Source organism: Flagellimonas pelagia, assembly GCF_003584135.1.
GTDB classification, from domain to species: Bacteria; Bacteroidota; Bacteroidia; order Flavobacteriales; family Flavobacteriaceae; genus Flagellimonas; species Flagellimonas pelagia.
The window spans coordinates 89208-107506 of sequence record NZ_QXFI01000035.1; the positions used below are offsets into that span (position 1 = coordinate 89208).

Consider the following 18299-nt stretch of genomic DNA (forward strand, 5'->3'; position numbering starts at 1 on the left):
GATATGTCAAACTGCCACAATCTTTTTCAAACCTTTAATGGTAATCTGAATATCACTTCTACCAAGAAGTCTAAACTCATGACTTCTCGTAATACGTTACGGGATAAGATTCGGAATCATTTTAAGAAAAATCATCCTGAATACACACCAAAATTTCGAGGACAGGGCTCATATTCTATGGGTACAATGATCCGAACTAAGGAGGACACTTGTGACCTGGATAATGGCGTTTACTTTTTTCCCAAGCCCAAAGAAACCGCAACTACTATGCAGAATTGGATTTGGGATGCTGTGGAAGATGCAACATCTGAAAAACCTCAGCACAGATCAAAATGCATAAGAGTCATTTATAAAGGAGACTATCATATTGACCTTCCAGTTTACTACAAGGAAAGCGAAACTAATGATACCGAAAATCCACATCTGGCGGTTAAAAATACCGGATGGTCAAAAAGTGATCCGAAAGAGTTTAAAGATTGGTTCAGTAAAAAGAAAGATACAAAAGGTCAGCTTGTACGAACTGTTAGGTTCCTAAAAGCATGGTGTGATAATAGGGCTAAGAAGATGCCGAATGGACTAACTATGACTGTTCTGGCAAGCAACCATATCAAATACAATGATCGAGACGACATTGCATTGAGAGACACTCTCAAAGAAATTAGAAGCACATTAAAATCGTCTTGGACATGCATAATGCCAACAACACCAAAAGACGATCTTCTTGAAAACTACACCGGAGACAAGGACTACTTTTTTGAAGCGATTGATGCGTTTATCGAGGATGCAGATAAAGCAATTGATAAAGAAACAAACCAATTGAAGGCAAGTAAGCTATGGCAAAAACATTTGGGTTCATACTTTCCTGATGGTGAGGATAAAGATGTTGACAAGCAAGCCAATTCATTGGCCGCCCTTGCAACGAGCATACTGGATAAGCGTGCCAAAACGGATAGAGATGGTAAAATTCAGGAATCACAAGGAGTTGATCACAAACCACATAGAAATTACGGAGGATAAATGGCTTTTCACCAAAAATATCGCCCTAATCCAATTGTAATTGTCAATGTCGAGAAAAAGCTCATTGAAAAGCATTATGATTTTCTAGACTGCAAGATCAACAACGGCATCCTTTATTGTTATGGAAATTATCAGCCTACTGAGGAATCGATCACTTATTCCTACAGAATAAAGTATGCCCCATTAAGTAAGCCAAAGGTTACGGTTACTAGCCCCTTAATTGCATACAATGACGATATACACATGTATACCGACACAAGTTTATGTCTTTATTATCCTGAAGATATGACTTGGAATTGCTCTTCACATCACTTGTATGATACTATAATTCCCTGGACTCACGAGTGGTTCGTTTTTTACGAACTGTACCAGTTCACAGGTAAATGGTTGCATCCTGAAGTACGACACAAAAAAGGCGAGAAAAAATGAATCCTTGGTTAATACGACTTATAGTTCTAGGAATTGCCTACGTGATTGGTAAAGAGGTATTTAAATCTGATGAAAAATTCGAGATAACAGATGACTCCAATTGTGATGACTTGTTCAAAAAGTTTAATCATACCATAACCATACATCCTGATAAAGTGGCCAATCTAAGACGTGCGCACAATACAATCCGTTCAAAGGTGAGTGCTTACTTTGAAAAGTATACAAACCTTCCAATCCCAAATTTCTACATACAAGGTTCTTATAAGATGGGAACTGTCATTGAAAATAGAAGCACAATTTGTGATGTCGATCTCGGTGTGTTTTTTCCCCAACACCCAAATATGAATGTTGAAACTATTCAAAATCACTTAAAAAAAGCTCTCATAGGGCATACCAGCAAAGGGGTGACCATTAAAACGAATTGTGTACGATTAAACTACGTTAGAGACTTTCACATAGATCTTCCTATCTACTATATAGATGCCTATTCAAACAAAACATACTTTGGGTCAAGGGGATATGAATGGGAGCATTCTGAGCCGAAGGCTTTTATTGAATGGTTTAAAAAAGAGACCAGCAATAAGCCACAGCTAATTCGGATCATTCGCTACTTGAAAGCATGGTCTGATCACACTAAAGCTAAAACTGGGAAAAAGTTCCCGAGTGGTCTTGCATTGACTCTTTGGGCTATACAGTGCTATGAAAAAAACGGTCGTGATGATGTAGCATTTTTTAATACGTCATCAGCGATCATGGAGTATTTACACAATAAGAAGACCTGGAATGCAATTATGCCTGTCCCCCCAGGTGATGACGTTATGCATCGTCTTACTTCATCTCAGAAGGACGCATTTTATGAGGAAATAGGCGAAATGGTTTCATTGGCAGCAGATGCTGTTAGTGCTCCTAATAAATTAAAAGCCACAACTAAGTGGCGAAAAATATTTGGTAATCGGTTTTAAATAACTTGACAAAAGTGTTTCTATGAGTAACTGGAAAGCATATAACACATCAAATCCAAAAAGTAAGTATCTCCTAAGATTCTTATCAGAGGAGAAATTGAATTTATTCTTAAAATCCGGATCTATTTGGTTTCCAAGAGCCATTGATTTTGGAGACCCTTTAGAATGTATAACTGCTCATGATCTTAAATCATATGGAATTGACTTTAAGAAAGTTGATTCCAGAAAGAAGAAATATTTAGTAAGCTGCTGGCATGAAGCTACTTATGAATCTGTCGCCATGTGGGACACATATTCAGTATCTAAAGAAGGGAGAAGAAGGTATGCCATTAGATTTAAGAAAGACCAGCTAATACAGTATGTAACATCCACTTCATCTAGCAAATACCCAAATATAAAAATTGATGAGTTCATGCATGGGTCAGTTCGATATAAAAACATGATAACTCAAAGCCCTGATCTTAGTCAACAAAACCTGATGAAAAGGTCTGTTTTTAGAAAAGAATACGCATTCAAGTATGAGAAAGAATTTCGTTTTGTAATTAGGCTTCATAATGAAGCAGAAAAAGGGTTTGCATTGAAGATTGGTAATATTGATAATTTACAGTTCGATATTCTAGTAAATCCCTTGTTACCAGATAACGAATACATAGAAGCAAAAGATAGTGCACCAGCAATTACCTACAAAAACAAGGTCATTGACTCCAGACTCGCAAAATGGTTTAAACCACATCTCAATAAGTAAAACTATGACAGTACCATCATTCAAAGAAGACCATATATCGCAGCTTCCCGCACTTAAGCTGCTTATTAATATGGGCTGGAAATACCTCTCTCCCGAGCAGGCTTTAGAAGCCCGTGGAGGTAGGACATCCAATGTGCTGTTGGAGACCATTTTGAAGGATCAACTTCAAATTATCAACACCATTGAATATAAAGGAAAAGAGTTCCCCTTTTCTGATGCCAATGTAAACAACGCCATTCTCGCCATTCGTGACCTACCGGTTCAGGATGGTTTTATCGCTGCGAATAAAGCCTTTTATGAACTGATCACATTAGGCAGAAGCTTTGAGCAATCTATTTTAGGAGACAAAAAAAGTTTCTCATTTCATTATATAGATTGGAAACATCCTGAAAACAACACTTATCACGTATCAGAAGAGTTTAGTGTGCTCAGAAGTGGCAGCAGTGAACATTACCGCCCTGATATTGTATTGTTTATCAATGGTATTCCAGTTGTGGTTATTGAGTGTAAGAGTCCAAAGATCAAAGACCCAATCGACAAATCAATTGAGCAACATCTAAGGAATCAGCAGGAAGATGGAATACGTGCATTATATCAATACTCCAACTTGGCCATGGGACTGGCCACCCATGAAGCCAAATACGCCACAACTGCCACTCAGAAAGAGTTTTGGAGTTTTTGGAAAGAACTCTTTAAAACAAAAGCGGAAGAAACTGCTTGGCTCGATAAGCTCCAAGCTTTAAAAAATCAGCCACTACCTACCAACGAAAGAACAACGCTTTTTCAAGAACGGTATAAAAACGTTTGGACTTTCTTCCAGAACCTCGAAAAGGAAGAACAGGCGGTAACAGAGCAGGACAAGCTACTATTTAGCATTTGTCAGCCAGAGAGACTTTTAGACCTATTCTTCAACTTCACTCTCTATGATGATGGCATCAAGAAAGTCACTAGGTATCAGCAATACTTTGCCGTTCACAATACCTTGGATAAGGTTGTAAAAACAGATAGCGAAGGATTAAGAAAAGGCGGTGTAATCTGGCACACTCAGGGAAGTGGCAAATCTCTCACTATGGTCATGTTGGCTCAACTGATTGCTACGCATCCTCAAATCAAGAATCCTAAAATCATCTTAGTTACTGACCGTATTGATTTGGACGATCAAATCACAGAGACGTTTAAAAAATGTCAAATACCAGTAGAGAATGCTCAAACAGGCAAGCACTTGGTAGAGCTTCTTTCCGGCACAGGTGATACAGTTATCACTACTTTGATTCATAAATTTGAAGCGGCTGTTAATCAGGCCAAAGAAGGGTTTGATTCACCCGACATTTTTGTTTTGGTAGATGAAGGGCATAGAAGTCAATATGGTACATTCAATATCAAAATGCAAAAGGTATTTCCTAAAGGTTGTTTTATAGCCTTTACAGGAACCCCTTTAATGAAGAAAGAGAAAAGTACTGCAAATCGCTTTGGAGGTTTGATAGATGTTTACTCTATTACCGATGCAGTTGAAGATGGAGCAGTAGTCCCCCTACTTTATGAAGGTCGCCACAACTTAATTGAAGTGAATGAAAAGCCTTTGGATAATTATTTTGATCGAATATCCGAACCTCTAACCCCTTACGGTAAAGCTGCTCTCAAGAGAAAGTTTAGTTCCACCAATCAGCTTAATAAAGCGGAAGAGATTATCTACGCCCGTGCTTGGGATATTTCAGATCACTACGAGCAAAATGTTCAAGACATACTTTTTGGAAGTTTAAAGGCTAAAGGTCAGTTAGTAGCTCCAAATAAGACGACGGCTATACGATACCGTGAGTTTATCAGGCAAATAGGCAAAATAACCTGTGAAGTCCTCATTTCCCCTCCTGATGTTCGAGAGAATTACGAAGATGCCTTTGAAGAAAGTGACGACTTAATATTAAAGTTTTGGAAGGCCATGATGGATAAATATGGTAGTCCTGAGAATTATGAAAAGTCACTAATAAGTTCATTTAAGAAGCAAGATCAACCAGAAATCATCATAGTAGTAGATAAATTACTTACTGGATTTGATGCTCCTAATAACTACGTTTTATATCTCACCCGACAACTTAAAGAGCATACTTTACTTCAAGCTATTGCTAGAGTGAATCGTTTAGCTCCAGGCAAAGAGCATGGATTGATTATTGATTATTATGGTAATTTGGAAAATCTGGATATGGCATTAGAGACCTACTCTGGAGCAGATAACTATGATGCAGCGGATTTGGAAGGGACATTAACCAATATTAGTGAAGAAATAAAGAGATTACCTCAGGCTCACTCAGAAGTATGGGATATTTTCAAGGAAGTGAAAAATAAGTATGACGAACCTGCTTACGAAGAACTATTGCAAGATGAAGCTATTCGACACATTTTTTATGAAAAAGTATCGGCTTTTTCTCGCTTGTTAAAGCTAGCCCTATCGAGTTTTGAGTTTATCAGTAAAACTCCGGAGCAGCAAATAAATAAGTACAAACAGGATGCTAAATTTTTCCTTGGATTAAGAATTGCGGTCAAACGAAGATACTTTGACGATCTGGAATATAAGGAATACGAGCCACAAGTTCAGAAACTCATTGACAAGCATATTACCACAGAAGGTGAAATTCTTCGTATTACTGAAATGGTCAATATTTTCGATAAAGAAGAAAGGGATCGAGAAGTTGAGAAGATAACAAGTAAGGCAGCCAAAGCCGATCATATTGCTAGCAGGACTATAAAAGCTATCAATGTGAAAATAAATGAAGACCCAGTTTACTATAAAAAACTTTCAAGACTTATTAGAGATACTATTGAAGACTATCACCAGCATCGTATTTCAGAAGCTGACTATTTAAATAAAGCGAGAGAATATGAAGATCGATTTCATAATGGTAGACAGGACAATGTACCAGAGAACCTTACTGGAAATGATACAGGTATTGCCATTTACAATTTAGTGAATGAGATTTTTAAAGGAAACTTAAAGCGTTCGGAAGGCTCACAAAACATTGCAGCATTGATGGCTGAAGGTATTGACGAAGTTATTAAGTCTATTGTTTTTGAAAACGGGAAGCCAATAATTGATTGGGTAAATAAATCAGATATTGAAGGAAGAATAAAAATTGATATTGATGATTATTTATTCGATTTAAAGACGCAGCAAGGTATAGAATTGCCCTTTGATCTAATAGATGAATTGGTTGAAGAAGGAATTAAAGTAGCTAAATTGAAATATGTCTGAAACACTTAACATACAATCTATAGATTTTGGTTCGAGAAAAATCACCTTTGAGCTTTCTTATCAGAATCGTAAAACCCTTGGTATTAAGGTGTATCCTGATTGTAAAGTAAGGGTGATTGCTCCATATAATACCACAGAGGAAAAACTGGATGCCAAACTTCGGGAAAAAGCACCTTGGATTATTAAACAGCAGCTTGAATTTTTATCCTATCATCCATTAACACCACCAAGAAAATATGTTAATGGAGAAACTCATCTTTATTTAGGTAGGCAATATAAACTTAGAATAGAGAAGTCGGAAACTAATGAAGTAAAGTTATTTAGAGGAAGATTATTAGTGTTGAAAAAGGATAATACATCCGCTAAAAGTCTATTGTCTGAGTGGTATAGAGAAAAAGCATTCGTTCATTTTGCGGAAACATTAAAAAAAACAATTCCACTTTTTAAACGATTTGAGATTGATGAACCTGAGCTCCAAATTAGACTAATGGCCACTCGCTGGGGAAGTTGTACCTCTCAAGGCAAAGTAATTTTAAACCCTGAATTGATAAAGGCTCCTAAAGGAAGTATTGAATATGTCATTATTCATGAATTATGCCATTTGGTTCATCATAATCATACCCGAGCATTTTATGCTTTACAAGAAGCAATCATGCCAGATTGGAAAAAATGGAAAGAAAGACTTGAAACGTCTTTGATATGATTTTAAGAGATTTATAAAATGAAATTTATGGGAAGTATGCTTTGATAATAGTACTAGGGTTAATATAAACAAAGAGCCATGATTTTTGAGGTATCTACAATGTTATTTATTTGAATCCTTACAAAATAAGTTAAACATCTACATTATGAAAATAACATTACCGTCTTTAAAACGTATAGTTTATGAGAAAATTAAAAGTAAGAATATTATAAAACAATTGATTATTCCTGAACAATCAATTGAGTTTAATATTTCAGAAGTTAATCGCTTTTACTTGGTAATAGAAGATAATGAAAGAAAAATATGTTTCACCACCAAGGAAAAGTATCTGCCACGTGGAATAGAGTATGCACTTATAACAAATATTCTACCGAGTAAGCAACGTTTTGAAGATGGTAAGATAGTAATAAAGAAATGGATTCAGCATCCTCAATTGAAAGAGTGCCAGACCTCAGACGTTATTCAATCCTGGAAGAATGATTTCATATATAAAGAAGAGGAAACGGGTAACCCTGGATTAAGACAACCGCAAATAGCTGCTTTACATATGATTATGGGGCATCTGAAACTTCCTCTAGATGCGGCAACAGTGGTAATGCCAACAGGTACAGGTAAAACAGAAACAATGTTGGCTACACTTATAGCTAATAGGTGTGAAAAGCTATTGGTTACCGTTCCATCTGATTCCTTACGCAATCAAATAGCTGGAAAGTTCTTTAGCTTGGGATTATTGAAAGAATTTGGAGTTGTTGGGGAAAAGTCGCTATACCCGATTATTGGTGTTATCAAAAATAGATTTGAAAATATAGAGGAGATTACTGGATTTTTAGAAAAATGTAATGTGGTAGTAACTACCATGAGTTGGCTTACTAATCAGGATAATGCGACTCAAGAACTATTTGCAAAAAGTTTCAGTCATATCTTTATTGATGAGGCTCATCACATAAAAGCCTCTTCATGGAATGAGTTTCGAAATAAATTCGATAGTGAAAAAATAATTCAGTTTACAGCAACCCCATTTAGAAATGATGGGAAAAGATTGGATGGAAAAATTATTTCGAACTTTCCCTTAAAAAACGCACAAGAACAAGGCTATTATAAAAAGATTGAATTCATTTCCATTCGAGAATATGACAAAAATAAAGCAGATCAAAAAATTGCTGATGTGGCTGTTGAACGCTTACGTTCAGATATGGCAAAATCTTATAATCATATCCTTATGGCTCGTTGTGCCACAAAGAACCGAGCGGATGAAATCTTTAAATTGTATAAAGAGAATACAGACCTTAATCCTGTTTTAATCTATTCTGGAGTACCTAGTTTTAAAGAATCATATAACAAAATACTTCAAAAACAAGCGAGAATAATTGTTTGTGTAGATATGCTTGGGGAAGGTTTCGATCTACCGGAACTAAAAATTGCAGCATTTCATGATATTAGAAAAAGTCTACCTATTACGCTACAATTAGCTGGACGTTTCACAAGAACCAAATTTGACGAAGAGCTTGGTGACGCATCTTTTATTGCCAATATTGCTGATTTGGAGGTAAGAGCGGAATTGGCTGATTTATATGCTTCGGATGCCGATTGGAATGAGATTCTATCAGATGCGAGCTCAGAACAGGTAAATGAACAGGTAGAATTCAAAGATTTTATGAGTGGTTTTAAGAAGTTGAGCAATGCTAACATTCCTTTTCAAAATATCAGACCTAAATTAAGTACAGTTGTCTATAAGAATAAAACCGATTCTTGGTACCCAAAAAATTTTCAAAAAGGAATCTCAGGTTATGATAATCTTGAATTTAAATTCCACGATATTAATAGGGATCATAATATGCTTGTTATTGTAACGGGCAAAAGGTTTGAAGTAGATTGGGTACATGACAAAAGGGAGATTTATAATATCCAATGGGATATTATTATCGTCTATTGGGAAACTGAAAACAACCTATTATTTATCAATAGTTCGGATAATGGAAGTCTTTATGCAGATTTGGCTGAGTCAATTATTGGCGATAAAGCTGAACTAGTCCGAGGAATAAACGTTTTTAAATCCTTTCATAACATCAAAAGAGTAAAGTTGCAAAATGTCGGATTGAGACAGTTTTTGGGCAAGAACATACGTTTCAGGATGATGGTGGGAAGTGATGTTGGGGAAGCGTTGAGCCTAGCTGAAAAACAACGTGGTGAAAAAGCCTTTGTAATGGGAACTGGTTTTGAAGTTGGTAACCCCGTGAATATTGGAGCTTCATATAAAGGTAGGATATGGACAAAACTTCAGGGAGATTTAAAACAATTTAAAAACTGGTGTACAGCCTTAGGAGATAAATTAGTAAATGAAAATATTGATCCAAATCAAATTCTTAGAGAAACATTAATACCAACACTTAAAACTGACCTTCCGACTGTTTTTCCGGTATGGATAGATTGGGACACAGATATCTATTTAGATGTTGAAACCAAATATAATTTCATTATTGATGGAATAAAATATGATTTATCTAACATAGAATTGTGTTTGGTCAATCCTTCTGTGGGCGGGGATTTATTATTCTCACTTAAATCTGACACAAAAGAAGTTGTTTTTAAGCTTGAACTATTTGAAAGAAAAGATGGTGATGAGTCATTTGCAGACTTTAAAATAACTCAACAATCAAAAGAAAAGATAGAAGTTCAGTATGGGCGTATTAAAATAGATGGAGTTACTTTCTTTGAAAAATTCATCCCCACTGTTTGGTATGCTGACGGTTCTGCGCTTACAGGAAATGAATACTATGAACTCAAACAGCAAATAGGCATTTATCCGAAAGATGAACTTATATCTTGGAATTGGGATGGTGTGAATCTAAGAAATGAAGCACAAGGTATACAACCTAAGAATGTTGATTCTATTCAGTACAAAGTCATTGAACAATTAAAGCAAGAAGATTTTGATATCATCTACGATGATGACTATTCTGGGGAAATCGCCGATGTTGTTACTATAAAAGCACATAGTGATAAAATTGAGATTAAACTCTATCACTTGAAGTTCGCTTTGGATGGCGTAGTAAGTAACCAGATTAAGAATTTTTATGAGGTTTGTGGACAAGCTCAAAAATCCGTGCATTGGAAACATAAATCCGGCAAAGAATTTATCAACCACCTCCTTAGGCGAGAAACTAAATCAAAAAAGGGCCTATCCTGTTCCCGACTTGAAAAGGGTAAAAGAAGTGATTTGGTAAAATTGTTAGGAATATTAAAAAATGAAATTCCTGTAGAATATGAAATTTTGATTGTCCAACCAGGTCTCTCAAAAGCAAAGGCATCAAATGATATTTTAGCTTTGTTAGGTGTTACGGCTACTTATATCAAAGAGTTTGCTGATATTAACCTCAAAGTAATAACAAGCGCCTAAACCAACTAGAGGGGGCTAATGGTAACAAATTATTAATCAAAAATATTAAATGAAACCACATTGGGCTAAACAAGAAGTATACGATTACTTTGATTCATTTTTAGAGCAAAGCATTCTAAGCAATAATAGTTTTATAACAGAGGGTAGTGGAATTTTTTCAATTGAAAACTTAAATAATTGTGTATCTGCCTTTGTCGATAATCCTGACACAAGTGCGCGAAATTTTGACGAAAAATCAAAAGATCAATTTGCAAATGCTTCTAAAGAAACAAAAGAAGTTTTTGCCCATTTTATATGGCTATGGGGTTTATCTACTTCAGATATGAGAAGTTGGGGCAAACAAAGTGCCGTTATTCGCTTTTTAGGAGAGGAATATAATGATTTATTATCCGATGTATTTGTGGATGGTGGGATTGGGTCAGCCGGACAACGGCATAAACTGAACAAGCCCTTTGAGATTTCATATTTGCTTTTGTTATTTAGAGATGTAAAAATCAATTTATTATCTAATGAGATAAATGATATTCAATCTTTAAAGGAATATATTGAATCCCTTTGTAAGGAATTGTATTATAAGAATGATGATACAGAATTAACAACAGATAAAAGGCTAAAAAAGGTAAGCAAAGAATTTCTTGCTTTACATCACATAATCTTGCATTTGTGTAATCCACAGAAGTATGAAGCCATCGCAGCTCAAAAACACAAAGACGCTATCATAAATACTTTTTTCAGTTTACTGGACAAAGAAAATACTGACGGTTTATGGGGTGATATTGATGGAAGCATTTTGTTAATCAGAGAAGAGTTGAAAGATTATGTAGGAAATGAATTTAGCTTTTATGACAAAAAAATTCAAGACGCTTGGAATTTTGGAGAAGATAAAAATGATTTTGTTTCTATCGAAACTTTATTTGAATACAAAAAAGCAATGATTTTTTATGGCCCTCCAGGAACGTCGAAAACTTATTCAGCTACTCGGTTGGCAGAATTAATCATCACCAAGCAGTATTTCAGGAACAAACACAACATCAAAGAATATTTTGAAAATTCAGATCAAATTTTTGAAAAACAGATACATCACTTGCAATTACATAGCAATTACAATTATGAAGATTTTATAGTAGGTCTTCATATTGAAGAGAGCAAAAGTATAGCAAAACCTGGTTATTTGCTGAATCTTATTGATAAAGTCCGTGAAGATGATTTACCTCATATTTTGATATTAGATGAAATAAACAGAACAGATATATCCAGACTGTTTGGAGAATTATTCTCTGCGTTAGAATATCGAAATAAAAAAATTAAACTTTCAGTGGGCAACTTTGAAATCGCTCTACCCGATAATTTATATTTCATTGGAACAATGAATGAAATTGATTTTTCATTGGAAAGAGTAGATTTTGCTTTACGACGAAGATTCTTATGGCAGTTTAAGGGATTTGATAGAAATATATTATGGCAGATAATCAACGAGAAAAGAAACTCATTAAAAATTGGCATTAATAACACGGAAATAGTGACATTTATAAATAAATGTGAGCAGTTAAATAATGAAATTTCTAAAATTCCTGAATTAGGAGAAAATTATCAAATAGGCCATACTTTTTTTGCGGAGATAGTCGATATATTCAATTCCTTTAAGAATATTCATTCAGGCAGACGTTATTTCCTAAATCAACCTGTAAATATTTTATGGGAAGTTAGTATTAAGCCAATATTACAAGCATTTTTAGGAAATATGGATGCTGATTCAAAGAACCAAAAGATAAACCAATTGCAAAAAGTATTCATTAATGATTAATGATTACATTCATATTGAAGCTTTTGATTGCTTACCTTTTCCAGAAAACGAAGTATCTGCTAATGTTTTACAGGCATTTATCGCTTCACAAAGTGAAAGTGTATTTTGGTTTTCAAAAAAGTACCGTATTGATGAAGATTCAAAATTAGCTGAATACGACTATAGAAATCATTGCTGGATAGCAGGAAGATTCGTGGGAGAGGCTTTTTTCTCTATTAAAGATCAGGACTATAAAATCACTATCAAACCTCGATTTGGAGAAAAAATGCTTTTTAGAATGTTAGAAGAAATCTTTAATATTCGCATCACTTCTTCCATAAGTCAGGCAAATAAAGATAATGATTGGCAACACTATATCAAACGTATCATTGCTTTTATTTGGCTACAAAAATTAGCGAATGCCAATTTACACGGATTACCTAAAGTTCATGTAAAAAAGAAACATAAGGGAGAAATAATAAGAGGCAGATTAGATGTAAGAAAGTCTATAAAGCCGTATTGTCAAAGTAAAGAAATTGTTTCAATATATAGAGAGAGGGAAATTGACAAAACAATTGCACAAATTATTTTTCAAGCGCATAATATCCTTAAAACAGAATTTGCAATTGGTCAAATAAATATTCCTGATTCTGCTCAAGAGGCAATTAATCAAGTGCATAGCGCAATACAAAGCAAAGAACATATAAGCTATGACGATTATAGAAGAATAAGTTATAAAGAGATTTATCTAGGTTGGAAACCTTTTGTGGATTTATCTTGGGACATTATCCAACGGAAACAAATCAGCCTAAAACAAGACAAAAATCAAAATGGATTTGGTTTCTTTATAGATATGGCAGAAGTCTGGGAACAATATTTAAGAACTATTTTAAAAGGAAATCTAGCTAAAATTGGTTGGCATTATATAAATGAGAAACAAATAGCTTATCCGAATCATTTTTATAAAAGAGAATTAATACCTGATCTTATGTTTCAAAAAGGAGATGAAATTGCTATTTGGGATGCAAAATATAAGAAAATGCTAGGTAGATACTTTGACCTTGATCGTTCTGATTTCTTTCAGATACATACTTACATTCAAAATTTTCTAAATTATAAGACTGTTAAAGTTGGAGGGTTATTATATCCAATTTCTAACCATCCAAATTTTAACGATTATAAAAGCCCATATCTAATTAATGAGAAAGGAGCTAACATAAGTTTCATTATTGATGGAATAGAATTAGAAGAGAATGAAAAAGACCAAAATCCATCGATTAAAGAGCAAGAGTTTATCAATCGTATAATAAACATTATAGAAAATTAGGCTTTTATTAAATTAATATGATCTTATTTCCCCACCATATTTTGAGTAGGATGGAAAAGCACATAATAGGTAGCTTTGTATTTGAGAAAATGCAGAGCGAAAATGGAGCGAGGAGAAACTCAGAATATTGAATACAAGCTAGTTTGGAGAGATGAATATCTGAAATGGATTTGTGGTTTTGCCAATGCAAAAGGGGGCCATATTTATATAGGCATTGATGATAATGGAAATATTACCGGTGTAGATAATTATAAAAAGCTGATGGAAGACATTCCAAATAAGTCTGTAAATCATTTAGGACTTGTGGTTGATGTAAATCTACATGCGGATGAAGGAAAAAACTATCTTGAAATTATTGTTCCGATTAGTAATATACCCATTGCTTATCATGGAGTTTATCACTACCGAAGCGGAAGCACCAAACAAGAACTTAAAGGAATTGCTTTACAAAACCTGTTGCTCAATAAAATGGGAAAGAAATGGGAGGATATGGCTGTTGAAGGAATAACCTTTTCCGACCTTAATGGTAATAGCATTCAAGCATTTATTATTAAGGCAATTGAGAAAGATCGTATTCCTCCAAATACACTAAACATTAGCAAAGAAACGCTATTCAAAAACCTCGGACTCCTTACGGAACAAGGGCAGCTAACAAATGCCGCCGTTTTATTATTTGGGGAAAATCTAATCAAGGTATCGGTAACGGCAAGTTTCAAGATTGGACGATTCGGAAAATCCAGCCATGATCTTTTGTTTCAAGACATCGTTGAAACCAATATTTTTGAGATGGCTGATAAGGTAATCGAAATGCTTAAAACCAAATATTTGGTTAGACCTATTTCCTATAGAGGATTGGAACGTATGGAACCGTTGGAATATCCGGAAACGGCATTAAGGGAAGCGGTTTTGAATGCTATTATTCATAAGGATTATTCCAGCACATATACCTTTCTTCGAGTGTACGATGACCGATTACATTTATGGAATCCGGGAACTTTACCAGAGGAATTGACAATTGATAAACTAAAACAAGAACATTCATCCTATCCCCGAAATCGAAATATAGCCAATGCATTTTTTAAAGCTGGTTATATCGAATCCTGGGGGCGAGGGATAAATAAAATCATAGATGCCTGTAAAGAGGCAGGATTGCCTGAGCCGATTATTGAGGAAGATCAAGGTGGAGTAAGTGTTATTTTTCTAAAAGATATTTATACTGAAGAAATTCTGAAAACATACAATCTTGAATCTCGACATATAAAGGCCTTATTGTTTATAAAAGAGAATGGTCGAATTAATAATAAACAATACCAGGAATTTTTTGAAATCTCCAAGAGGATGGTGTCTTATGATTTACAAATGCTTGTTGATAGGAATTTTATAACCAAAATAGGTTCCACAGGAAAGGGAACCTACTATATTCTCCAAAGGGGAAATAAAGGGGTAAAATAGTCTCCAAAAGGGCAATAAAGGAGCAATTGTACAAAAACTATATATATTGAATCTACTTCTGTCTCCACACAGGTAATTACTTTGTTCCGATTTCCAAAATCCAAACGCTCACGCAAGGTATGTTTGTGGTGTTGGTAAATACCTTTTGTAAACTGGAAAATTCATTTATAGTAGAGTAATACCTGCAAGGATTGAATAAATTTGCAACTCAAATGCTAAAGTAATGAACGAAATTATGGATCAGGATTATCATCCTAAATTTATGTTGAGAGCAATTGAGCTTTCGAAAATGGCATACAAGAGCGGCAAAGGTCTTCCAATTGGCTGTGTAATTGTTAGAAATGGTAAAATTATTGGAGAGGGACATAATGAAATTTTTGAGCGGGTCAATCCAACATCACACGGAGAAATGGTCGCTATTGAAAGGGCTTGCAGAAATATCAATGATCTTCAATTATCTGAATGCCAAATGTACACTACATTAGAACCCTGTCCTATGTGCTTAGGTGCTATTTATTGGGCAAAAATTAACAAAGTCTATTATGCGAATACAAATGCTGATGCCGCTAAAGTTGGGTTTGATGATACATTTATATTTGATGAATTACGAAAAAGTGCCAATGAGCGTAAAATTAATTTCTTATATGTGCCCGACAAAAATGCAATAACCGTTTTAGAAGAATGGAAATCCAAAGATTTAATATCTGCCCAACCTTGGAATGATAAATAATGTCAATTAATCTTGTCCATCAAATTATTGTTCCATTCCAAGTGTAGATACCAGGCACAATGAGATTAATACTGATAGTAGTAAATTGTGATAAAATATTCTTTAGTCCAATATATGAAGTCCATAAAGAGTTCATTGAAAGAACATACTATAATTCTTCAAAGGGGCAATAAAGGGGCAAAAACGCCTTTAAAGGGGCAATAAAGAAGCAATTTAACAAAACTACTTCTTAAACCATTTGTAAATAAGTGGTTTGATTTTTTAAGCAGCTAGTATATCAGCTAAAAGCTTTAAATCCTCTATTAATTGGTTCGAGTTTTGTACCATATCGTTCACTAAACGGGATTTTTCACAAATTGAGTGGAAATTCCCGTTTTTTATTTCCTTCAAATTACCTGAAAACGAATTGATTGCGCCAAAAATTTTGTTGACCCGAAAAGTTTGAACTGCTTTGTTTTTGAAGTCATACACAATCCCGTCGGGGAACACCATATATTGTATAGCCCTTTTTGTTTCCAAATCCCCTAACTTCCATAAATACGGTAAGTTACAAGCGTAATCGAGTGCCATTTTTACTGACTTTTTGAGGTTTGAACTATTTATCCCGCTATTCTCCAATTTCATCTCCAATTTCCTTTGTTTAGCTTTCAGTTCAGGCATAAAAAGATCATATTGGGACTTTGTGATTTCGTTCAGCAAAACGAATCTTCTTTCCAATGTATTTATCTGCTCTCCGATTTGAGCGAGTTCTTTGGTCAATCGTTTTTGGTCGTTAAGTGCTTCTTGATTGTTAGCCAACAAGGTATCGTGTATGATATCGGTCAAAGGTTCGATATACTTTTTATCGGCTATGGTATACCTGTTCAAAACATTTATAAACTCTTCATGAAGCTTTTTTGCACTTCTGCTTTCCCTGCTTCCCTTACGCCTGTTCTTGTAATAATATAGCCCCTTTTTCTTCACGATAAACCCAGTATAAGGTGTCCCACAAACCGAAGATCTGACAAACTGTTTTAATGGCAGATTTTCATCGTCGTACGAATATTTCTTGGGTGTATCTCCCTCGTGAAGTAGATTATGGATCTTTAAAAAGATTTCTTTCGATATCAGGGCCTCGTGTTTTCCTTGAATCACTTCTCCAGGAATTAGGCTATTGACAATAAGTCCACAATAGAATGGATTTCTAAAAAGATCGGTCAATTTCTTTGCATGTATGTCCAGGCCCTTTTCTTTGAGCCGTTTTGCAATCTCGACATGGGACATATTGGCATTAGCCTTCCATAAAAAAGCTTGCTTCAACAATTTTCCTTCTTCGGTAATTACGAAATTCGGGACCTTTCCTTTCCCAGGATTTGTATTGGTATATCCAAATGGGTAGGCTCCCGTCCAATGCCCTCTTCGTAGCTTCTCCCGCATTCCCGTAATGGATTTGTCCCTACGAACCTGATTGTCGAAGTGGGAGAACATATGGTATAGGTTTTCTTGAAAGGTCCCAGCACTCGTGGTTACATCGATTTCCTGGGTGGCCGAAATAACGGCCACTCCCTGCTTTTTTAACTGTTCGCTGATATAGGCTCCGTTCGCTCCCGTACGTGAAAACCTATCGTAGGAATAGACAATGATATAGCCAATGTTCTTTCTCCTTTTGACATATTTCAACATCCTTTGAAATTCCCTACGTTCATCGCTCTTTGCGGATTCATAGGTTCCCCCGAAATATTCCAGAACTTCCAATTCCTTTCGAAGTGCATACTCCTGGCAATATTTAAGTTGGGTGCTGAGACTGGCATTTTTGTCAAATTGCTCTTTACTAGAAACACGGGTGTAGATAACGGCCGTATTGTTTTTCCCTATAATCCTTCCCTTTTCCCTTTTGGCAAATTGACTGAATACCTCTAAGTTCATATGTTCCCTTTTTGGACATGGCGGCAAACTATGTTGGCGAGTTCCCTGAGTTGCTCCAAGATTTTTTCCGCTTCTTCCTCCGAATAATCCTCAAACCCTTTAAATGTCTTGAGCCATGTGCTGTTGAATGTTCTGTTTTTCTGCCTTTGTTCAATGATTGTGTTGGACATTTCCATTAAATAGCAGTAGCTCCTTTATCTTGTATGGTCACTACCGTATTTGTATAAGCAGGCTTTAATTTACCTTTTTAAACTATTTAAATCCAGTATCGGATGACAATTTTATCCATTGAATATTAATGGTTGGTTAACTTCTTTTAGTTTTTCCTGAAGGGGAGACTTTTTTCCTGAATATCCTGTTTACACAAACAATCTTACCATTGCTTTGTTTGATTTCCAAGTTCTGAAAATCATGTTGCTTCAACAGGTCTATAATTCGCTCTCCTGTATGCATCCTCTCAAGACCTTCAATAACATCTACCTCTCCATTTTTGATAATCAGTTTGATGGATATGAACCTTTTGTTCCGTATCATTTCCAACACTTGGATCTCGGAGGGGGCCAGTTCTAATGATTCTTGTTTATTTATGTTTTTCATATGCCTAA

At 35.1% G+C, this 18299-nt stretch carries 14 protein-coding genes; 11 read left to right on the top strand and 3 right to left on the bottom strand.

Annotation, left to right across the window (positions count from 1 at the left end):
* The first annotated feature begins 3 nt into the window (after nt 1-3).
* The 11 genes from D2V05_RS16870 (at nt 4) to D2V05_RS16920 (ending at nt 15789) form a co-directional block, all read left to right on the top strand.
* Nucleotides 4-1017 (top strand): CBASS cGAMP synthase, encoded by a 1014-nt coding sequence (locus D2V05_RS16870; RefSeq protein ID WP_119648697.1) that lies wholly within the window; start codon nt 4-6, stop codon nt 1015-1017.
* Nucleotides 1018-1446 (top strand): type II CBASS E2 protein, encoded by a 429-nt coding sequence (locus D2V05_RS19995; RefSeq protein ID WP_119648698.1) that lies wholly within the window; start codon nt 1018-1020, stop codon nt 1444-1446. It abuts the gene before it with no gap.
* Nucleotides 1443-2408: a CBASS cGAMP synthase gene (locus D2V05_RS16880; protein ID WP_119648699.1), complete on the top strand. Its 966-nt coding sequence runs from the start codon at nt 1443-1445 to the stop codon at nt 2406-2408. The genes D2V05_RS19995 and D2V05_RS16880 overlap by 4 nt, the downstream gene beginning before the upstream one ends.
* 22 nt (nt 2409-2430) lie before the next feature.
* Nucleotides 2431-3153: a DUF2971 domain-containing protein gene (locus D2V05_RS16885; protein WP_119648700.1), complete on the top strand. Its 723-nt coding sequence runs from the start codon at nt 2431-2433 to the stop codon at nt 3151-3153.
* A 4-nt stretch (nt 3154-3157) separates the two neighbouring features.
* Nucleotides 3158-6397, top strand: a complete 3240-nt coding sequence (locus D2V05_RS16890) for a type I restriction endonuclease subunit R (protein ID WP_119648701.1) — start codon at nt 3158-3160, stop codon at nt 6395-6397.
* Nucleotides 6390-7100, top strand: coding sequence for a M48 family metallopeptidase (locus D2V05_RS16895; protein WP_119648702.1), 711 nt, complete (start codon nt 6390-6392; stop codon nt 7098-7100). The genes D2V05_RS16890 and D2V05_RS16895 overlap by 8 nt, the downstream gene beginning before the upstream one ends.
* 145 nt (nt 7101-7245) lie before the next feature.
* On the top strand, nt 7246-10497 hold the full coding sequence (locus D2V05_RS16900) for a DEAD/DEAH box helicase (RefSeq protein ID WP_119648703.1): 3252 nt from the start codon (nt 7246-7248) through the stop codon (nt 10495-10497).
* Between the two features lie 49 nt (nt 10498-10546).
* Nucleotides 10547-12301, top strand: a complete 1755-nt coding sequence (locus tag D2V05_RS16905) for an AAA family ATPase (protein WP_119648704.1) — start codon at nt 10547-10549, stop codon at nt 12299-12301.
* A complete protein-coding gene (locus tag D2V05_RS16910; RefSeq protein WP_119648705.1) occupies nt 12294-13607 on the top strand; it encodes a 5-methylcytosine restriction system specificity protein McrC in 1314 nt (437 codons plus the stop codon). Before D2V05_RS16905 ends, D2V05_RS16910 begins: the two co-directional genes overlap by 8 nt.
* Nucleotides 13608-13709: 102 nt before the next feature.
* A complete protein-coding gene (locus tag D2V05_RS16915; RefSeq protein WP_072319125.1) occupies nt 13710-15059 on the top strand; it encodes an ATP-binding protein in 1350 nt (449 codons plus the stop codon).
* Between the two features lie 223 nt (nt 15060-15282).
* Complete coding sequence (locus D2V05_RS16920) at nt 15283-15789, top strand: nucleoside deaminase (RefSeq protein WP_119648706.1); 507 nt, start codon at nt 15283-15285, stop codon at nt 15787-15789.
* A 261-nt stretch (nt 15790-16050) separates the two neighbouring features.
* Here D2V05_RS16920 and D2V05_RS16925 read toward each other — a convergent pair whose 3' ends face one another.
* The 3 genes from D2V05_RS16925 to D2V05_RS16935 all read right to left on the bottom strand — a co-directional run bounded on the left by D2V05_RS16925 (nt 16051) and on the right by D2V05_RS16935 (nt 18291).
* Nucleotides 16051-17694 (bottom strand): recombinase family protein, encoded by a 1644-nt coding sequence (locus tag D2V05_RS16925; protein WP_119648707.1) that lies wholly within the window; start codon nt 17692-17694, stop codon nt 16051-16053.
* Nucleotides 17691-17864, bottom strand: a complete 174-nt coding sequence (locus D2V05_RS19740) for a hypothetical protein (RefSeq protein ID WP_183114854.1) — start codon at nt 17862-17864, stop codon at nt 17691-17693. Before D2V05_RS19740 ends, D2V05_RS16925 begins: the two co-directional genes overlap by 4 nt.
* A gap of 136 nt (nt 17865-18000) precedes the next feature.
* A complete protein-coding gene (locus D2V05_RS16935) occupies nt 18001-18291 on the bottom strand; it encodes a hypothetical protein (RefSeq protein WP_119648709.1) in 291 nt (96 codons plus the stop codon).
* Nucleotides 18292-18299: the final 8 nt, after the last annotated feature.

Coding starts and splice junctions, on each gene's coding strand:
- D2V05_RS16880 (WP_119648699.1), top strand. CDS start 1,443: ATGAATCCTTGGTTAATACGACTTATAGTTCTAGGAATTGCCTACGTG.
- D2V05_RS16935 (WP_119648709.1), bottom strand. CDS start 18,291: ATGAAAAACATAAATAAACAAGAATCATTAGAACTGGCCCCCTCCGAG.
- D2V05_RS16900 (WP_119648703.1), top strand. CDS start 7,246: ATGAAAATAACATTACCGTCTTTAAAACGTATAGTTTATGAGAAAATT.
- D2V05_RS19995 (WP_119648698.1), top strand. CDS start 1,018: ATGGCTTTTCACCAAAAATATCGCCCTAATCCAATTGTAATTGTCAAT.
- D2V05_RS16905 (WP_119648704.1), top strand. CDS start 10,547: ATGAAACCACATTGGGCTAAACAAGAAGTATACGATTACTTTGATTCA.
- D2V05_RS16920 (WP_119648706.1), top strand. CDS start 15,283: ATGAACGAAATTATGGATCAGGATTATCATCCTAAATTTATGTTGAGA.
- D2V05_RS16890 (WP_119648701.1), top strand. CDS start 3,158: ATGACAGTACCATCATTCAAAGAAGACCATATATCGCAGCTTCCCGCA.
- D2V05_RS16910 (WP_119648705.1), top strand. CDS start 12,294: ATGATTAATGATTACATTCATATTGAAGCTTTTGATTGCTTACCTTTT.
- D2V05_RS16915 (WP_072319125.1), top strand. CDS start 13,710: ATGGAGCGAGGAGAAACTCAGAATATTGAATACAAGCTAGTTTGGAGA.
- D2V05_RS16895 (WP_119648702.1), top strand. CDS start 6,390: ATGTCTGAAACACTTAACATACAATCTATAGATTTTGGTTCGAGAAAA.
- D2V05_RS16885 (WP_119648700.1), top strand. CDS start 2,431: ATGAGTAACTGGAAAGCATATAACACATCAAATCCAAAAAGTAAGTAT.
- D2V05_RS19740 (WP_183114854.1), bottom strand. CDS start 17,864: ATGTCCAACACAATCATTGAACAAAGGCAGAAAAACAGAACATTCAAC.
- D2V05_RS16870 (WP_119648697.1), top strand. CDS start 4: ATGTCAAACTGCCACAATCTTTTTCAAACCTTTAATGGTAATCTGAAT.
- D2V05_RS16925 (WP_119648707.1), bottom strand. CDS start 17,694: ATGAACTTAGAGGTATTCAGTCAATTTGCCAAAAGGGAAAAGGGAAGG.